Below are 15,412 nucleotides of genomic sequence, written 5' to 3' on the forward strand. Positions count from 1 at the left end.
GCGAACATGAAAGATGGTGGGCACGGCGCAAGTGCGCCTTTGCCCACCCTACGTTTTTCCTAACCCCCCGTGGAAGCGACCAGCAGCGACGGCGTCGGCTGCGAACGGGCCTCGTCGACGCATCTGCGCATCGTCAGCGCCTGCTCGGCGACATGGTCGAGCAGCCATCGCTCGAACGCTTCGGGCGACATCGCAGGCGCGTAGAGATATCCCTGCACGACGTCGCATCCGAGCCCGGCCAGCAGCTTGCGTTGTCCCTCGGTTTCGACGCCCTCGGCGACCACGGCCATTTTCAGGCTCTGGCCGACACGGACAACGGCGGTCGCGATCGCAAGCGCGCTGGCATCACGCTCGATGTTGCGCATAAAACTGCGGTCGATCTTCAATTCGCGGATCGGCAAGTGCGCCAGCCGGCTCAGGCTTGAATAACCGGTTCCGAAATCGTCCAGCGACAGGCCGACGCCGAGCTTGCGGATCGCATTCATGGTGTCGATCGCGGCAGAACGCTCGTTCACGAGCACGCCTTCGGTGATCTCGAGCATCAATGTCTGGGGTGGGAGGTCGTTGGCTGCGAGGGTCTCCGCCACCACGGCGGCAAGCTTCGCATTCTGGAAATTGAGCGGCGACAGGTTGACCGCCACGCAGGGGACGTCCAGTCCGGCTTGGCGCCACGCGGCCATTTGCCGGCACGCCTCGCGGATCGACCACAGGCCGATCTGCTCGATCAGGCCGACTTCCTCGGCCAGCGGAATGAATTTCGAAGGCGGGACTTCGCCAAGATCAGGATCGTGCCAGCGGGACAGCGCTTCGACGCCGTAGAGGGCGCCATCGACGGTTCGGGTCTGCGGTTGATAGACGAGCCTCAACCGGTCATTGGCGATGGCCTGGCGGAGTGCCGCGCTGAAGACGAGCCGCTGCTCGGCAAGCCGGTTCATGTCGGCGCTGAAGAAGCGGTGGGTGGAGCGGCCCGCCTGCTTGGCCTTGTACATCGCCGCATCCGCCTGCTGTATCAGCGTATCGATATCGGTAGCGTTGTCGGGATAGATGCTGATGCCCATGCTGGCGGAAATCGGCACCTGCCTGTTATCGATCCATAGCGGCGACGTCAGCGCTTCGGTGATGTTGGAGGCGACCAGCGAGGCGCGGGCCGGATCGCAATTCGGTAGCGCGATGACGAACTCGTCGCCGCTCAGGCGTCCCAGCAGGTCGGACGGCTGGATACGGGCGCGCAGCCGTTTTGTAAATTCGATCAGCAGGGCGTCGCCCGCCGAATGTCCGAGCGTGTCGTTGACGTCCTTGAAGTGATCGAGATCCAGGAACACCAGCGCGAGCTGCTTCTGTGGCGCGCAGTCTTCGATGGCCTGGTTGATCAGCTCACGCAACTGCGCACGGTTCGGCAGCCCGGTCAGCATGTCATGGTAGGCGAGCCGGGCGATCTGGGCGCGGGCTTCCTTTCGCTCGATCGCCAGCGCGCCGAGGTGAACGCAGGCGTCGACGATCCGCTGATGCCAGCGGCTCGGCGCGCGACATTCCCTGAAATAGAAGGCGAAGGTGCCAATCACGCGGCCGTCCTTGGCCTTGATCGGCGTCGACCAGCAGGCCTTCAGGCCGACCTCGAGCGGCCGTGTCTTGTACGGCTGCCAGCGCGGATCGGTGTCGATATCTTCGGCCAGTATAGGCTTGCCAAAATACGCCGCCGACCCGCACGAGCCGACAGCCGGACCAATGGCGATGCCTTCAAGCGCGCGTGAGTAATCTTCAGGCAGGCTCGGTCCACCCAGCGGATGCACCAGGCCGTCGGAATCGACGTGCAGCACCGAAGCCACGACATCAGGTGCAATGGCTTCAACGCGCCGGCAAAGCTGGTCGGCAATCTCGGTGATCGGGAGTTCGTCGGCCAACGCGCTCATGATCAATTGCTGCAGCGACCGCAACTGCTTGTTCTCGGAGATATCGGTCAACAGGGCGAAGATGTACTTGACGCGCCCGCGGGCGCTGCGGAACGGCTTGACCATGGCCGAGACCCAGACTTCATCGCCGTTCTTGTCGTAGGCCAGGATTTCGTCTTCAGTGCCGCACTCATCGTAGATTCGGCGGCGTAGCTTCGGCAGCGTCTTGCGATTGGTGAAGCGGCCGGCAAGCAACTGGCTCGCCTGCCGTCCTTGTGCTTCTTCAGGTGAGTATCCGAACATTCCGGAGAACGCGGCGTTGGTATAGACGACCTGCAGCTTGCGGTCGGTGACGACGACCGCGCGATTGGTCTTGTCGGCCACCAGGTTGAGCAGCGCGATCCTCTCGCGTCGTTCGACCTCGGCGGTGATGTCACGAACGAAGACCATGTGGTTAGCTCGGCCCCCGATCTCGACACGCGACACCGATAGCTGAGCCCGGATCCGGCTGCCGTCGTTGCGCCGGATCGTGATCTCGGAATCGGCGCCATTTTGCAGGTCATTGAAGCCGAGGCAGCGTGCATCGCAGCCGAGAATCTCCGTGCGCGGCACGCCCCAGATCAATTCGGCCGCGGCGTTGAAATGGCTTACATGCATGTCGCCGTCGATGATGACGACAGCCTGGCTCGCCTGCTCGAGCGCCGCCAGCAGGAATTCGGGAGTGTCGACCGTAGGGCAATCGGAGGCGCGCATCGTCTGACCTTGTAACCCGGCAGCCATCGTCGACGCCCGGCGTCGGACGGAAAATGGTTGCTGCATCGCAAGGTTAGAAGGCCGCGCGAGATCAGGAAGTTGTGCAACTCACAACGAGCAGGTTGGAACTCGCATCATGATTAAGGCTTCGTTAATAGGGGCCGGCGCGAAATCCGCCTTCGGGAGCCCACATGGCGGGGCCTTAACGCGGACCTCGTCCAGGTCGAAAATGATCCATGGGCGAAAATATCCGGCCATGATCCGTTTGGTGGTAACCGGTCAGACTTGCTGCGCAAAACGATCCGTCGCTTTGATCAGGGCATCAAGAATGCCTGGTTCATCGTAGGAGTGGCCGGCGCCCTCGATCAGATGAAAGTCGGCTTGAGGCCAGGCCTTGTGTAACTGATACGCATAGCGTGCCGGACATGGCATGTCGTAACGGCCATGCACAATCGCGCCTTTCCATGCAGCTATCGTCGTCGAGATAGACGTGCAGCGGATGCAGAAAGACCCGGCATCGCTGCCTGGCCTTTCTTATTGTTGTGCTCTGAATGGTTGGACTTAGAAGTCCATGCCGCCCATACCACCCATGCCGCCGCCACCCGCAGGCATACCGGCGCCGCCCTGGTTTTTCTTCGGCACTTCGGCCACCATGGCTTCCGTGGTGACCAGGAGCGCGGCAACCGAGGCTGCATTCTGGATCGCCACGCGAACGACCTTGGTCGGGTCGATGATGCCCTTCGAGATCAGGTTGACATATTCGCCGGTCTGCGAGTCGAAGCCGTAGGCATACTGGTCCTTTTCGAGGATCTTGCCGAGGATGACGGAACCGTCTTCGCCTGCGTTGATCGCGATCTGGCGGGCCGGCCAAGATAGCGCCTTGCGCACGATCTCGACACCGGTCTTCTGGTCGTCGTTCTTGGTGCGCAGGCCCTTGAGATGCAGGGAGGCACGGAGCAGGGCGACGCCGCCGCCCGGCACGATGCCTTCCTCAACCGCAGCACGGGTCGCATGCATCGCATCATCCACGCGATCCTTACGCTCCCTTACCTCGACCTCGGTCGCGCCACCGACGCGGATCACGGCTACGCCGCCCGCGAGCTTGGCCAGACGCTCCTGCAGCTTCTCACGGTCGTAGTCCGAGGTGGTTTCCTCGATCTGCGCCTTGATCTGGGCCACGCGGGCTTCGATGTCGGCCTTCTTGCCGGCCCCGCTGACGATGGTGGTGTTCTCCTTGTCGATCATCACCTTCTTGGCGCGGCCGAGCATCTGCAGGGTGACGTTCTCGAGCTTGATGCCAAGATCTTCCGAGATCGCCTGACCAGCGGTCAGAACCGCGATGTCCTGCAGCATGGCCTTGCGGCGATCGCCGAAGCCCGGAGCCTTGACGGCCGCGACCTTCAGGCCACCGCGCAGGCGGTTGACGACAAGGGTGGCGAGCGCTTCGCCTTCGACGTCTTCGGCGATAATCAGAAGCGGCTTGCCGCTCTGCACCACGGCTTCCAGCAGCGGCAGCAGTTCGTTCAGCGAGGAGAGCTTCTTCTCGTTGATCAGGACATAGGCGTCTTCCATCTCAACGCGCATCTTGTCGGCGTTGGTGATGAAGTAGGGCGAGATGTAGCCGCGGTCGAACTGCATGCCTTCGACGACTTCAAGCTCGGTCTGGAGCGACTTGGCTTCCTCGACCGTGATGACGCCCTCGTTGCCGACCTTCTTCATGGCGTCCGCCAGGAACTTGCCGATTTCGGCGTCGCCGTTGGCGGAGATGGTGCCGACCTGGGCGATTTCCTCGTTCGAGGTGACCTTCTTGGAGTTCTTCTCGAGGTCGGCGACCACGGCTTCCACCGCCATGTCGATACCGCGCTTCAGATCCATCGGGTTCATGCCGGCGGCAACCGACTTGGCGCCTTCACGGACGATCGCAGCCGCCAGCACGGTCGCGGTGGTGGTGCCGTCGCCGGCAGCGTCTGCCGACTTGGAGGCGACTTCGCGCACCATCTGCGCGCCCATGTTCTCGAACTTGTCCTCAAGCTCGATTTCCTTGGCGACGGTGACGCCGTCCTTGGTCATGCGGGGAGCGCCGAATGACTTATCGAGTACGACGTTGCGGCCCTTCGGACCGAGCGTCACCTTGACGGCATTGTGGAGAATGTCGACACCGCGCAGCATGCGGTCGCGGGCATCTACGCCGAATTTGACTTCCTTGGCTGACATGATGATCTCCGTATTTCCAGATCCCAAGGTCCACGCGATTGGGCGGATTCCTGCGGGATGAGATTTGGATTGCAGGGCCTCTTCCTTCGAGACGCCGGCTGCGCCGGCTCCTCAGGATGAGGGAACGGGCTTAAGCGCTTAAGCGGCCTTCTTCTTGGCTGCGGGAACGTCGGTGAGGACGCCCATGATGTCGCTTTCCTTCATGATCAGAAGTTCCTGACCATCGAGCTTGACCTCGGTGCCCGACCACTTGCCGAACAACACGCGGTCGCCGGCCTTTAGGTCGATCGGGATCAGCTTGCCGGCTTCGTCACGGCCGCCCGGACCAACGGCGATGATCTCGCCCTGCGAGGGCTTTTCCTTGGCACTGTCCGGAATGAGGATGCCGCCAGCGGTCTTGTCTTCGGCATCGATGCGTTTGACCACGACGCGGTCGTGGAGCGGACGGAACTTCATGCGATCCTCCATGGCTTTTGTGATTATTTCTGGATTGGCAGTCGCAATGAGCGAGTGCTAGCCGCCCCTGACATAAGCCTGTGACACTGTGGCGCAAGGGCTTCGGCCCACGATGTTTGACTGCGACTTGAGGAGGGCGACTGCTGGCAGGTGAAGTAACATGCTGCTAGCGCGCTGATTGCTATGACCTATTGAACGTTTTCGTTTTTGGCGAATTGAGGATCACGCATTACTCTTCAGTTGGGCTGGAGGCTGGCATGGTCGAGAAAGATACGGTTTCCAGGGATTTCAGGAAGCAGGTCTTAGGCTACGGACTGACAACAGCGGAAATCGTTTATCGCCGTCCGGATCGGCGCTGGTTGCTGCAAACTTACGTCTGGCAGGACTACGATATGTTTCCGGATTTCCCGGCGTTGAAGGATTTCCTCGCGTTCTGGGAAACAAGGCTCGAAGGTCCGCTGTTTGCGGTTACCATCGCGCACTCCAAACTGATCAAGCCTGCCGAACTACGCGCCGTGGACGGAGTCCTCCGGCTGCATTAACGCCGGCGCCACGAAAATCGCAAAGGCATTTGAACCGCCCTCCGGGTGCGACAACCGTAAAAGCGCATATGCATATGTTGGACGTGCTGCTTAGCGCGAGGGGGGTAACTGAAGGCAAAGGTCGCGATAATTAACAAGTGGTCCGCCACGTCCACACTTCCCATCCTCCATTCTTAAGCGCACGATGCGCTTCGGTCCATGCCCTCAGAGGAGGTAGCTATGGAACATCAATTTTTCATTCGCCGGCAAAACCTTAAGCTCTATCGCAGTCTCGTGGCTGCATCGGAAGCGGCGGCCGCGAAAGCTGACGCGCGGCAGGAGAAGCTTTTAAAGCTACTGGCAGAGGAAGTAGCGAGCGAACCGCCGCCCAGAAAGAGCTAAGGCGCTTGATGCCGGCATGAGTGGCTTAACCTGTCAAAAGCAATTAGCAGCGGCTACGGCGAATCCATCGCTAGTGGCAAGTTTGGTTTGCCGTCTTTCCGGACTCGGCAATTCCCTTCACGGCAATTGCCGAACATACAGGACATTGTTGGCGCCGTAATCGCGGACATTGCGATATCAATCAGGGGGCGCATTGCGGGCGCTAGCCCTTCAAGTATTACAAAATCCGCCGGTTCACTTCGACCCGCCTTACCTGGGCGGGTGCAAATCGCCTTGAAGCCAGCGTCCAAGGGACTTGGACTTCATAGGGTCTTCATACGCGGCAAGGGTCGCATGTGCGTGGTTGCAGATGGCGCATTCAAAGGTATGCAAGTCGACGCCCGGGCGTGCTGGCTCGATACTGACGAGCATCATCGGGGCCTTGCACTTCGGACAAGCGGGGCGCTCAATTGCAACGAATGGAATGACGGACGACAGGCGTTGAGACTGGGGCATGATGCTTCCCTCGAATAGGCGGGAGCGTAACACTCTCTGTCACCGGTAATGCCCAGGAGGCGGAGCGATGATTGTCTGAGTATGCGCCTCCAGGGAACTCAAAAGCGAGTTAATTCGCGGATATTTGGAAGGAAGATAAGCACGCACCACCCCATAGTCCGGGCCCGCCGGCTCACCCCCCGCGGGTTTTGGTTGCCTTCCACATCGGCATGAGGTTGTCTTAGGTCCTATCGGATATGGGAGACGATCAAGGTGGCAACTGGAACGGTGAAGTGGTTCAACGCGACAAAGGGCTATGGATTCATTCAGCCCGATAACGGCAGCAAGGATGTTTTCGTGCACATCTCCGCGGTCGAGAAAGCTGGGCTCAGCACACTCAATGAGGGTGCAAAGGTCAGCTATGAGGAAGTGCCCAACAAGGGGAAGACTTCGGCGGAGAATTTGAGGGTCGGGTGACTTCGGAAGGGCATGGCCCGCCGGCTCCCGTCGAAGGGGGCGCGCGGTTCGCTGCGCCGGGTTCGGACATCACGCGATTTCCAACTTGAGTCCGGAAATGCGCACCAAAGCGGACGTCCACCGATCACTCTGAACTTATGGGGTCACACCCCCTATATCCCACTCGCGCCCTCGTGCTGGAAGCCGAGATAGCTTGCCGCGACGCGCTGGTTGGACGCGATATCCCTTGCCGATCCGGACAGGATGAATTCGCCGAGCTCCATGACATAGGCGCGGTCGGCGATTTTGAGGGCGGCTTGCGCGTTCTGTTCGACCAGCAGCACCGAGACGCCAGCGGCGCGCAGTTCGCCGATGGTGCGGAAGATGTCGGCGACGATAATCGGCGCCAGCCCGAGGCTCGGTTCGTCCAGCATCAACAGTTTTGGCGCGCCCATCAACGCGCGGCCCATCGCCAGCATCTGCTGCTCGCCGCCCGACAGCGTGCCGGCCAGCTGCTTGCGCCGCTCCTTCAGCCGCGGAAACAGCGTATAGACGCGCTCGAACGATTTTGCTGCGGTAGCCTTCGGAATCCGGAAGGCGCCGAGCTCCAGATTGTCCTCGACGTTCATGGTGCCGAACAATTCGCGGTGCTCCGGCACCAGACACAGGCCCGCCGCGACGCGATCCTCGATGTCGAGCGGGGCCATGTCGGCGCCTGCAAAGGCGGTGGCGCCCTTGAGCGGCAGCACGCCCATGATGGCGTTCAAGAGCGTGGTCTTGCCGGCGCCGTTGGCGCCGATGATGGTGACGATCTCGTTGTCGGCGACGTCGAGCGAAACCGAACGCACGGCTTCGACCTTGCCGTAGGAAACATGGGCGTCGGAGACCGATAACAGCGCGCTCATGCGGTGGCTCCGAGATAGGCCTTGATCACATCGGGATTGGTCTTGATCTCAGCCGGCGTGCCCTCAGCGATCTTGGTGCCGAAATCGAGCACCACGATGCGGTCGGCGAGGTCCATCACAAAACCCATGTCGTGCTCGACCAGGAGCACCGACATGCCGCCGTCGCGCAATTGACGGAGGAGGGCAGCGAGCCGCTGCTTCTCCATATGGCGCAATCCCGCGGCCGGCTCGTCGAGCAGCAGCAGCAATGGATCGACGCACAGCGCGCGCGCAATTTCGACAATGCGCTGCTGGCCGAGCGACAGGCTTCCCGCCAACTGGTCGATCTGGTCGCCGAGGCCGACGCGCTCGATCTGGCGCGCGGCTTCTGCCAGCAGCTTTGCTTCATCGGCCCGGTCCAGCCGGAGCATGCTGGAAATTGCGCCGGCGTGCCCGCGCAGATGCGCGCCGATCGCGACGTTCTCCAGCACGGTCATGTCCGGCACCAGCTTGACGTGCTGGAAGGTGCGCGCGACGCCGAGTTTTACCACCTCCTGCGGCGGGGCGTTGTCGACCTTGCGGCCGAGCACCGAGATAGTGCCGCCGGTCGTGGTCAGCACGCCCGTGATCAGGTTGAAGGTCGTGCTCTTGCCGGCGCCGTTGGGACCGATCAGGGCTACGATCTCGCGGGCCTGGACGTCGAAGGAAACGTCGTTGACGGCAATCACGCCGCCGAACTGCTTGCGCGCTTTCTCGATCTGGAGCAGCGCGGCAGCAGAGGCCGGCGCGCGCTCGCGCTTGGCGAGGGGAAGCGACGTATCGGGTATCTTGCGGCCCGGCTTGAACGGCAGCCGCGCCATCAGCCACGGCCAGACGCCGGTCGGCGCCAGTTGCAGCAGGACGACCAGCAGGATGCCGAACACGATGGTCTCGAGCTGGCTCTGGCCGCCGAATACCAGCGGCAGATAGCTCTGCAGGATTTCTTTCAGGATCACCACAATGCCGGCGCCCAGCACCGCGCCCCAGACATAGCCGGCACCGCCGACGACCGCGATGAACAGATATTCGATGCCGGCCTGCGCGCCGAACGGCGTCGGATTGGCGGCGCGCTGGAAATGCGCATAGAGCCAGCCGGACAGGCCCGCCAGCACCGCCGCATAGATGAACACCAGAAGCTTGGCGCGCGGCGTCTGGACGCCAAACGCTTCGCCGGCGATGTGTCCGCGCCGCAGCGCGCGGATCGCGCGGCCGGTGCGGGAATCCAGCAGGTTCATGGTCAGCAATGCCGAGATCAATACCCCGATCCAGATAGCGAAATAGATGGTGCCGGGATCGAGCATCCGGAAGCTGCCGATCGAGAGCGGCGGAATGCCTGAGATGCCGTCATTGCGGCCGAGGAATTCCAGCTTGCTGAACAAATAAAACAGCCCGATGCCCCAAGCGATGGTGCCGAGCGGCAGATAGTGGCCGGACAGCCGCACCGTGACGATGCCGAGCAGGACGGCGGCGATGCCGCTGACGAGCAGCGAGAGCGGCAGCGTCAGCCACGGCGAGAAGCCATAGGCGGTGGTCAATACCGCCGTGGTGTAAGCGCCGAAGCCGCAGAACGCTGCCTGGCCGAATGAGGTGAGGCCGCCGACGCCGGTCAACAGCACGAGGCCCATGGCCACCAGCGCGGCGAGGCCGATATTGTTGAGCAGCACGATCCAGAACGGCGGCACGCCGGGGATGAACGGGATCGCCGCCATGACAGCTGCGAAGATGATGAGGGGAAGCCGCTGATTCATCGCCGTCAGTCCTTCTCTTCCTCGACCGCGGGCGCTGCGAGCGAACGCAGCACCAGCACGGGAAGGATCAGCGTAAAGACGATGACCTCCTTGAAATTACTGGCGTAGAACGAGGAGAACGCCTCGACGCTGCCGACGATCAGGGCCGCCACTGCCGTCAGCGGATAGCTCACCAGCCCGCCGATGATCGCGGCAATAAAACCTTTCAGGCCGATCAGGAATCCGGTGTCATAATAGAGCGTGGTGATCGGCACGATGAGGATGCCGGAAATGGCGCCGATCAGGGACGCCAGCAGGAAAGCGATCTGTCCCGACAGCGTGGTGCGGATGCCGACGAGGCGGGCGCCGAGCCGGTTGACGGCGGTGGCGCGCAGCGCCTTGCCCATCCGCGTGAAGCCGAAGAACAGCCAGAGAGCGACGATGAAGGCAATCGTCAGCCCATAGACCGCAAGGCTCTGGCCGGTGAAGCGCAGCGGGCCGATCGTCAATGCGGTGTTGGACAGCGCCGGTCCGCGCAGACCTTCGGCGCCGAAGAACACCAGGCCCAGGCCCTGCAAGGCGAGATGGCAGCCGACGGAGGCGATCAGCAGCACCAGCACCGAGGTGTGGGCGATCGGCTGGAACGCGATGCGGTAGAGGAACAGTCCGATCGCCGCGACGATCAAAAGCGACAGCGCGATGTTGACCGCGATCGGCGTCTTGGGTCCGGCAAGCGCATAAGCCAGGGCCAGGATCGCCGCCGGCAGGATGATGTTGAGGGCAAAGGAGCGCGCAACACGCGTGAGCCGCAGCGATCGCCGTGCGTTAAACAGATCGAGCGCGAAGGCGACCACGCCCATCGCCATGGCGAGCCACGCGGTGCCCGGCACCTTGCCGGTCGCCAGCACGGCGTAGCTGAGCGCGCCGAACGTGACGAATTCGCCCTGCGGGATCAGGATGACGCGGGTGACGGCAAACACCAGCACCAGCGCCAGCCCGAGCAGCGCATAGATCGCGCCATTGGTGATGCCGTCCTGCAGCAGGAACAGCATGATCGTCGTATTCAAGACTGGCGCTCCCCCTAAAAGCGTCGCCGGTCCTGACCTCACGCGGTCCGCCGGCCGTCCGATATCTCGGCAGTTGAAAGGCGCCGATATTTGATATATTCAATAACAATTATCAAATATAACATCAAGGGCCCGGCCGCCGGCCAAGCCCTTTTTCGGGTGCGAGCCTCACGCCATGACAGTTTCCAAGGCAGCGACCGATGCCGTCAAGCCGTCGCGCAACAACGGCAAGGAAATTGCGGGCGGCGCTGCGGATGGCGCCGCCGAGCATGCCGGGCTGCAACTGGGCGAATTGGCCGAACTGCTCGGCTATTCGCTCAAGCGCGCGCAGCTCAAGGTGTTCGAGGATTTTCTGCGCTGCGTCGCGCCGCTGCAACTGACACCGGCGCAATTCTCGGTGCTGCTGCTGCTCGACCGCAACCCCGGACGTAACCAGACCGAAATCGCCAACACGCTCGGCATCCTCAGGCCGAATTTCGTATCGATGCTGGATGCGCTGGAGAGCCGCGGCCTGTGCGCCCGGATGCGCTCGACCAACGACCGGCGCTCGCACATCCTGGTTCTGACCGACAAGGGAAGGGCGGTGCTGGCGCGCGCCAAGAAGCTGGTTGCCAGCAAGCACGAGGCGCGACTCAACGAATTGCTGGGCCCCGCCAACCGCGTAGCCCTGCTCGAAATGCTGTCGAAGATCGCGGCGGAGTTTTGAGTATCCGTCATTCCGGGGCGCATCGAAGATGCGAACTATGGTGCGCAATTGCGCACCTGAGAATCTCGAGATTCCCCGATGCGCAATTGCGCATCTGAGGTCTGGTCCTTCGGACCATCCCGGAATGACAGCGTGCGGATCACGCCACCGCGATACGGCCTTGAACCCCGCGTGCCCCGCGCTCCGATAGAAACTGCCGCTCGATCTCGGCGGCGGGTAGCGGCTTGCTGAACAGAAAACCCTGCATCTCCGTGCATCCTTCGGAAGCGATGCTGTGGAGTTGTTCGGCGGTTTCCACGCCCTCGGCGGTCGCCGTCATGCCCATGCCATTGGCGAGCGCGGCGACCGCACGCACGATGGTGAGCGAGCTCGAATCCTCGGTGATGTTCTTGACGAAGGAACGGTCGATCTTGATCTTGTCGAACGGAAAGCTCTGCAAATACGTCAGCGACGAATATCCGGTGCCGAAATCGTCCATTGCGATCCGGATCCCGAGCGCCCGCAACTGATGCAGCACCGCGAGCGTCGCCTCCTTGTTGTGGAGCAACACGCTCTCGGTGATTTCGATTTCCAGCCGCGTGGCCGCGAGGCCGGAGGCGGCGAGCGCGCTGACGATCACCTGCATCAGGCCGGGACTGCGAAACTGGATCGCTGAAATATTGACGGCGACGTGAAGGTTGTCGGGCCATTGCGCCGCGGTGGCGCAGGCCTGCCGGATGACCCACTCGCCCAGTGGGACGATAAAGCCGATCTCTTCGGCCAGCGGAATGAAGGTGGCCGGCGAGATCAATCCCTTGGCCGGATGATTCCAGCGTATCAAGGCTTCAAAGCCGCTGATTTCCTTGCTCGCCAGGTTGACGACCGGCTGGTAGTGCAGCACGAATTCGCCTGCCGGCAGCGCTTTGCGCAGGTCCTGCTCCATGACGCGGCGGGTCTGCATCTGCAAATCCATCGCGGGCTCGAAGAAGCGGAACGTGCCGCGGCCGTCGCTCTTGGCGCGGTAGAGCGCGAGGTCGGCGTTGCGCAACAATTTGTCGGGATTCGATCCGTCACCGGGACCGACCGAAATGCCGATGCTGACGCCGATCACGGCCTGTTGGCCGTCGATGTCATAGGGCTCGCTCAGCGCATCGATGACGCCCTGCGCCAGCGAAGTAGCTGCGGCGGGGTCCGCGATCGTGGCCTGCACGACCACGAATTCATCGCCGCCCGTCCGCGCGATGGTATCGGCGTCGCCAACGAGCCCGCGTAACCGCTCGGCGACGATCCTCAGCAGCTTGTCGCCGCAGGGATGGCCGAACGTATCGTTGACGGCCTTGAATTGATCGAGGTCGAGATGATGGACGGCCACCATTTCGTCGTGCTGAATCCTGCCCAGCACGTATTCGAGCCGGTCGTTCAACAGCACCCGGTTGGCCAGATCGGTCAGCGCGTCGTGGTGCGCCATGTATTCGATCTTGACCTCAGACTGGCGCTGCTCGGTGATGTCTTCATGCGTCGCGACCCAGCCGCCGCCGGGCATCGGGCGGTGCCGGATCTTGAACGTGCGTCCGTTCATCAATTCGACGATGCTGTCTTTCGGCTCGTTGGAAACCGCAACGTTGGTGCGCCATTGAAGGTATTCATCGCGCGTCATGGCGGGAAAGCTGCCGGCTTCGAAGCGCAGGTCGACGATCTCGATCAGCGACATGCCGGGGCTGACGCGCTCGGGCGCAATATCATACATCTCGACAAAGCGATCGTTGCAGACGATCAGCCGGTGGTCGGAATCGAAGAAGCAGAGCCCCTGCGACATGTTGTTGATGGCGGTGTCGAACTGGAAGTTCCTGACGCGCAGCGTCTCTTCCTGCGCCTTGCCGAGTTCGTATTGTTTCTTCAGCCGGGCATTGAGCTCTTCGCGCTCGGTGATGTCCTCGTGGGTCGCCATTCCGCCGCCGCCGGGTATCGGGTAGACGGTGTAGGCGATGATCCGGCCGTCAGTGAATTCCTGCATCGTGGTGTCGAGTGCGATGTCGCGGCCGACGCGCTCACGGATGTAATCATCGACTGCGACCTGCACCTTCAGGCCGAGATTCAGCCGGTGCCGGATCAGTTCATGGGTCGGCGTCCCCGGCTTCACCTGTTCGGGCGAGAGCCCGTACATTTCCCTGTAACGCTCGTTGCAGAAAACGACCTCGCGTTTCTCGTCAAAAATGGCGATGCCGAGCGATAAATGGTTGATCGCCTCTTCGAGCCGCGCACTCAGGGGCGCTGACCGCGGGGCGGTTATGTGGCCGTGATCCGTCATATAGCGTTTCCCCAGCCGCTATCGGCGGCGCTCCTCCTCCAGGAGCGCGCCCATTAGAAGCCCAAGCTGGTGAATTGCAGCTTCGAGACCGGCCAATGCGCGCCGGTTCCTCGCAACTTGCTCAACAGAGCGTTAACGTCGCTTTGACACCTTCAGGATGCCGGCAACGGTTCGGAAAACCTAGGCGGGGTCCACCAAAATCACCCTGACGTCATTGACGTTGGTGAGCGTCGGGCCCGTCAGCAGCAGATCGCCGGTAGCTGAGAAGAACGCGGTGGCATCGTTGTTGGCGAGATAGGCCGCGGGGTCGAGCCCGAGCGACTTCATCTTCGCAAACGTGGTCTGATCGATCACGGCGCCGGCCGGATCGGTTGCGCTGCCGGCGCCGCCGTCGGCGCCGTCGGTGTCGGCGGCCAGCGCCACAATGCCCGACGTGTCCTTCAGAAGATCCGCCAGCGCCAGCGCATATTCCTGGTTGGGGCCGCCGCGGCCATTGCCGCGCACAGTCACCGTGAGTTCGCCGCCCGAAAGGATCGCGATGCGTTTGCCTTCGCTGTGTGCCTTCAGCGCCAGGCGCGCATGATCGGCCGCAACATCGCGCGCCTCGCCTTCGAGATCGGCGCCGAGGCCGATGACCTCATAGCCGGCGTCCTTTGCGACCTTGATGGCCGCGTCGAGCGAAGCCTTCGGTTTCGCAATCATCTCGAATTGCGCGCGGGCAAACGCGCCATCGCCGGGCTTGCAGCTTTCGTTGCGGGGATCTTCGAGGGCGCGCCTGATGGCATCGTCGACCGTGAGATTGTACCTCGCCACCAGCGCGCGGGCGTCCGCCAGCGTGCTCGGATCCGGCACCGTCGGTCCCGATGCAATCGCGGACGGATCGTCATGCGGCACATCCGAGATCGCCAGCGTAACGATTTCGGCGGCGCGCTGTCCGGCGCGGGCCAGCCGGCCGCCCTTGATCCGCGACAGATGCTTGCGAACGATATTCATCTCGCCGATCGGCGCGCCCGAACGCAACAGCGCGCGGTTCACCTGCTGCTTCTGTGCAAACGAAACGCCGTCGGCCGCGCGCGATCCAGTTCGCGGAACCACCGCCGGACAACAGCACCAGCAGCAGGTCGTCGGCGGTTGCTTCCGCAGCGAGACGCAGCGTTTCGTCGGCGGCTTTCAACCCGGCTTCGTCGGGCACGGGATGGCCGGCCTCGACGACCCTGATGCGGCGCGTCGGCACGCCGTGGCCGTGGCGCGTGGTGGCAATGCCGGTCAGTCGCGATGGATCGAGCCTCAGCGTGTCGAGATAGTGCCGCTCGGCCGCAGCGGCCATCGCGGCCGCGCCCTTGCCGGCGGCGAGGCAGATCACTTTACCCTTCGGCGCCGGGCGCAGATGGGCCGCGAGCACGACATCGGGATGCGCGGCCGCAACGGCCGCGTCAAAGATCGCACGCAAGAGGGGACGCCGGTCGGTCATGTCTGCTCGGGGACGAAGAGGGACGGGAAGTCAGGTTATCCATCCAATCGCCGCAAAAGAAAACCC

General features: G+C 62.5%; 11 protein-coding genes and 2 pseudogenes. 4 read left to right on the forward strand and 9 right to left on the reverse strand.

Features of this window, described 5'->3' with window-relative positions; genetic code table 11:
- Positions 1–59: 59 nt before the first annotated feature.
- The 4 genes and pseudogenes from V1286_RS00285 to V1286_RS00300 form a co-directional block, all read right to left on the reverse strand.
- Positions 60–2,642, reverse strand: a complete 2,583-nt coding sequence (locus V1286_RS00285) for an EAL domain-containing protein (protein ID WP_334476783.1) — start codon at positions 2,640–2,642, stop codon at positions 60–62.
- Positions 2,643–2,921: 279 nt separating this feature from the next.
- Positions 2,922–3,101 (reverse strand): annotated as a pseudogene (locus tag V1286_RS00290) (prolyl aminopeptidase); the annotation flags it as partial.
- A gap of 102 nt (positions 3,102–3,203) precedes the next feature.
- Complete coding sequence (gene groL / locus V1286_RS00295) at positions 3,204–4,856, reverse strand: chaperonin GroEL (protein ID WP_334476785.1); 1,653 nt, start codon at positions 4,854–4,856, stop codon at positions 3,204–3,206.
- Between the two features lie 138 nt (positions 4,857–4,994).
- Positions 4,995–5,312 carry a co-chaperone GroES gene (locus V1286_RS00300; RefSeq protein ID WP_334476787.1) on the reverse strand — a complete coding sequence of 106 codons (318 nt, stop codon included), beginning with the start codon at positions 5,310–5,312 and terminating at the stop codon, positions 4,995–4,997.
- Positions 5,313–5,569: 257 nt separating this feature from the next.
- On the opposite strand from V1286_RS00300, the gene V1286_RS00305 reads away from it, so the two are divergent.
- The 3 genes from V1286_RS00305 to V1286_RS00315 all read left to right on the forward strand — a co-directional run bounded on the left by V1286_RS00305 (position 5,570) and on the right by V1286_RS00315 (position 7,186).
- Positions 5,570–5,854: an usg protein gene (locus tag V1286_RS00305; RefSeq protein WP_334476789.1), complete on the forward strand. Its 285-nt coding sequence runs from the start codon at positions 5,570–5,572 to the stop codon at positions 5,852–5,854.
- A gap of 219 nt (positions 5,855–6,073) precedes the next feature.
- Entirely contained in the window at positions 6,074–6,235 is a 162-nt protein-coding gene (locus tag V1286_RS00310; protein WP_334476791.1) for a hypothetical protein, read from the forward strand.
- A gap of 747 nt (positions 6,236–6,982) precedes the next feature.
- On the forward strand, positions 6,983–7,186 hold the full coding sequence (locus V1286_RS00315; protein WP_074278830.1) for a cold-shock protein: 204 nt from the start codon (positions 6,983–6,985) through the stop codon (positions 7,184–7,186).
- A gap of 152 nt (positions 7,187–7,338) precedes the next feature.
- Here V1286_RS00315 and V1286_RS00320 read toward each other — a convergent pair whose 3' ends face one another.
- The 3 genes from V1286_RS00320 to V1286_RS00330 are packed head-to-tail and all read right to left on the reverse strand — an operon-like array spanning position 7,339 to position 10,882.
- The gene (locus tag V1286_RS00320; protein ID WP_334476793.1) at positions 7,339–8,070 is read right to left on the reverse strand and encodes an ABC transporter ATP-binding protein; all 732 of its coding nucleotides are present in this window, start codon (positions 8,068–8,070) and stop codon (positions 7,339–7,341) included.
- Positions 8,067–9,836 (reverse strand): branched-chain amino acid ABC transporter ATP-binding protein/permease, encoded by a 1,770-nt coding sequence (locus V1286_RS00325; protein ID WP_334476795.1) that lies wholly within the window; start codon positions 9,834–9,836, stop codon positions 8,067–8,069. Before V1286_RS00325 ends, V1286_RS00320 begins: the two co-directional genes overlap by 4 nt.
- Before the next feature lie 5 nt (positions 9,837–9,841).
- A complete protein-coding gene (locus V1286_RS00330) occupies positions 9,842–10,882 on the reverse strand; it encodes a branched-chain amino acid ABC transporter permease (RefSeq protein WP_334476797.1) in 1,041 nt (346 codons plus the stop codon).
- A gap of 175 nt (positions 10,883–11,057) precedes the next feature.
- Between V1286_RS00330 and V1286_RS00335 the strand changes: the two genes are divergently transcribed.
- Positions 11,058–11,588 (forward strand): MarR family winged helix-turn-helix transcriptional regulator, encoded by a 531-nt coding sequence (locus V1286_RS00335; protein ID WP_334476800.1) that lies wholly within the window; start codon positions 11,058–11,060, stop codon positions 11,586–11,588.
- Between the two features lie 139 nt (positions 11,589–11,727).
- Here V1286_RS00335 and V1286_RS00340 read toward each other — a convergent pair whose 3' ends face one another.
- Positions 11,728–13,875, reverse strand: coding sequence for a sensor domain-containing protein (locus V1286_RS00340; protein WP_334476802.1), 2,148 nt, complete (start codon positions 13,873–13,875; stop codon positions 11,728–11,730).
- A 180-nt stretch (positions 13,876–14,055) separates the two neighbouring features.
- Positions 14,056–15,346: pseudogene (locus V1286_RS00345) on the reverse strand (glycerate kinase type-2 family protein).
- Positions 15,347–15,412 lie beyond the last annotated feature (66 nt).

It is taken from the genome of Bradyrhizobium algeriense, assembly GCF_036924595.1.
GTDB lineage: Bacteria > Pseudomonadota > Alphaproteobacteria > Rhizobiales > Xanthobacteraceae > Bradyrhizobium > Bradyrhizobium algeriense.

Coding starts and splice junctions, on each gene's coding strand:
- V1286_RS00305 (WP_334476789.1), top strand. CDS start 5,570: ATGGTCGAGAAAGATACGGTTTCCAGGGATTTCAGGAAGCAGGTCTTA.
- V1286_RS00325 (WP_334476795.1), bottom strand. CDS start 9,836: ATGAATCAGCGGCTTCCCCTCATCATCTTCGCAGCTGTCATGGCGGCG.
- V1286_RS00310 (WP_334476791.1), top strand. CDS start 6,074: ATGGAACATCAATTTTTCATTCGCCGGCAAAACCTTAAGCTCTATCGC.
- V1286_RS00320 (WP_334476793.1), bottom strand. CDS start 8,070: ATGAGCGCGCTGTTATCGGTCTCCGACGCCCATGTTTCCTACGGCAAG.
- groL (WP_334476785.1), bottom strand. CDS start 4,856: ATGTCAGCCAAGGAAGTCAAATTCGGCGTAGATGCCCGCGACCGCATG.
- V1286_RS00340 (WP_334476802.1), bottom strand. CDS start 13,875: ATGACGGATCACGGCCACATAACCGCCCCGCGGTCAGCGCCCCTGAGT.
- V1286_RS00335 (WP_334476800.1), top strand. CDS start 11,058: ATGACAGTTTCCAAGGCAGCGACCGATGCCGTCAAGCCGTCGCGCAAC.
- V1286_RS00285 (WP_334476783.1), bottom strand. CDS start 2,642: ATGCGCGCCTCCGATTGCCCTACGGTCGACACTCCCGAATTCCTGCTG.
- V1286_RS00300 (WP_334476787.1), bottom strand. CDS start 5,312: ATGAAGTTCCGTCCGCTCCACGACCGCGTCGTGGTCAAACGCATCGAT.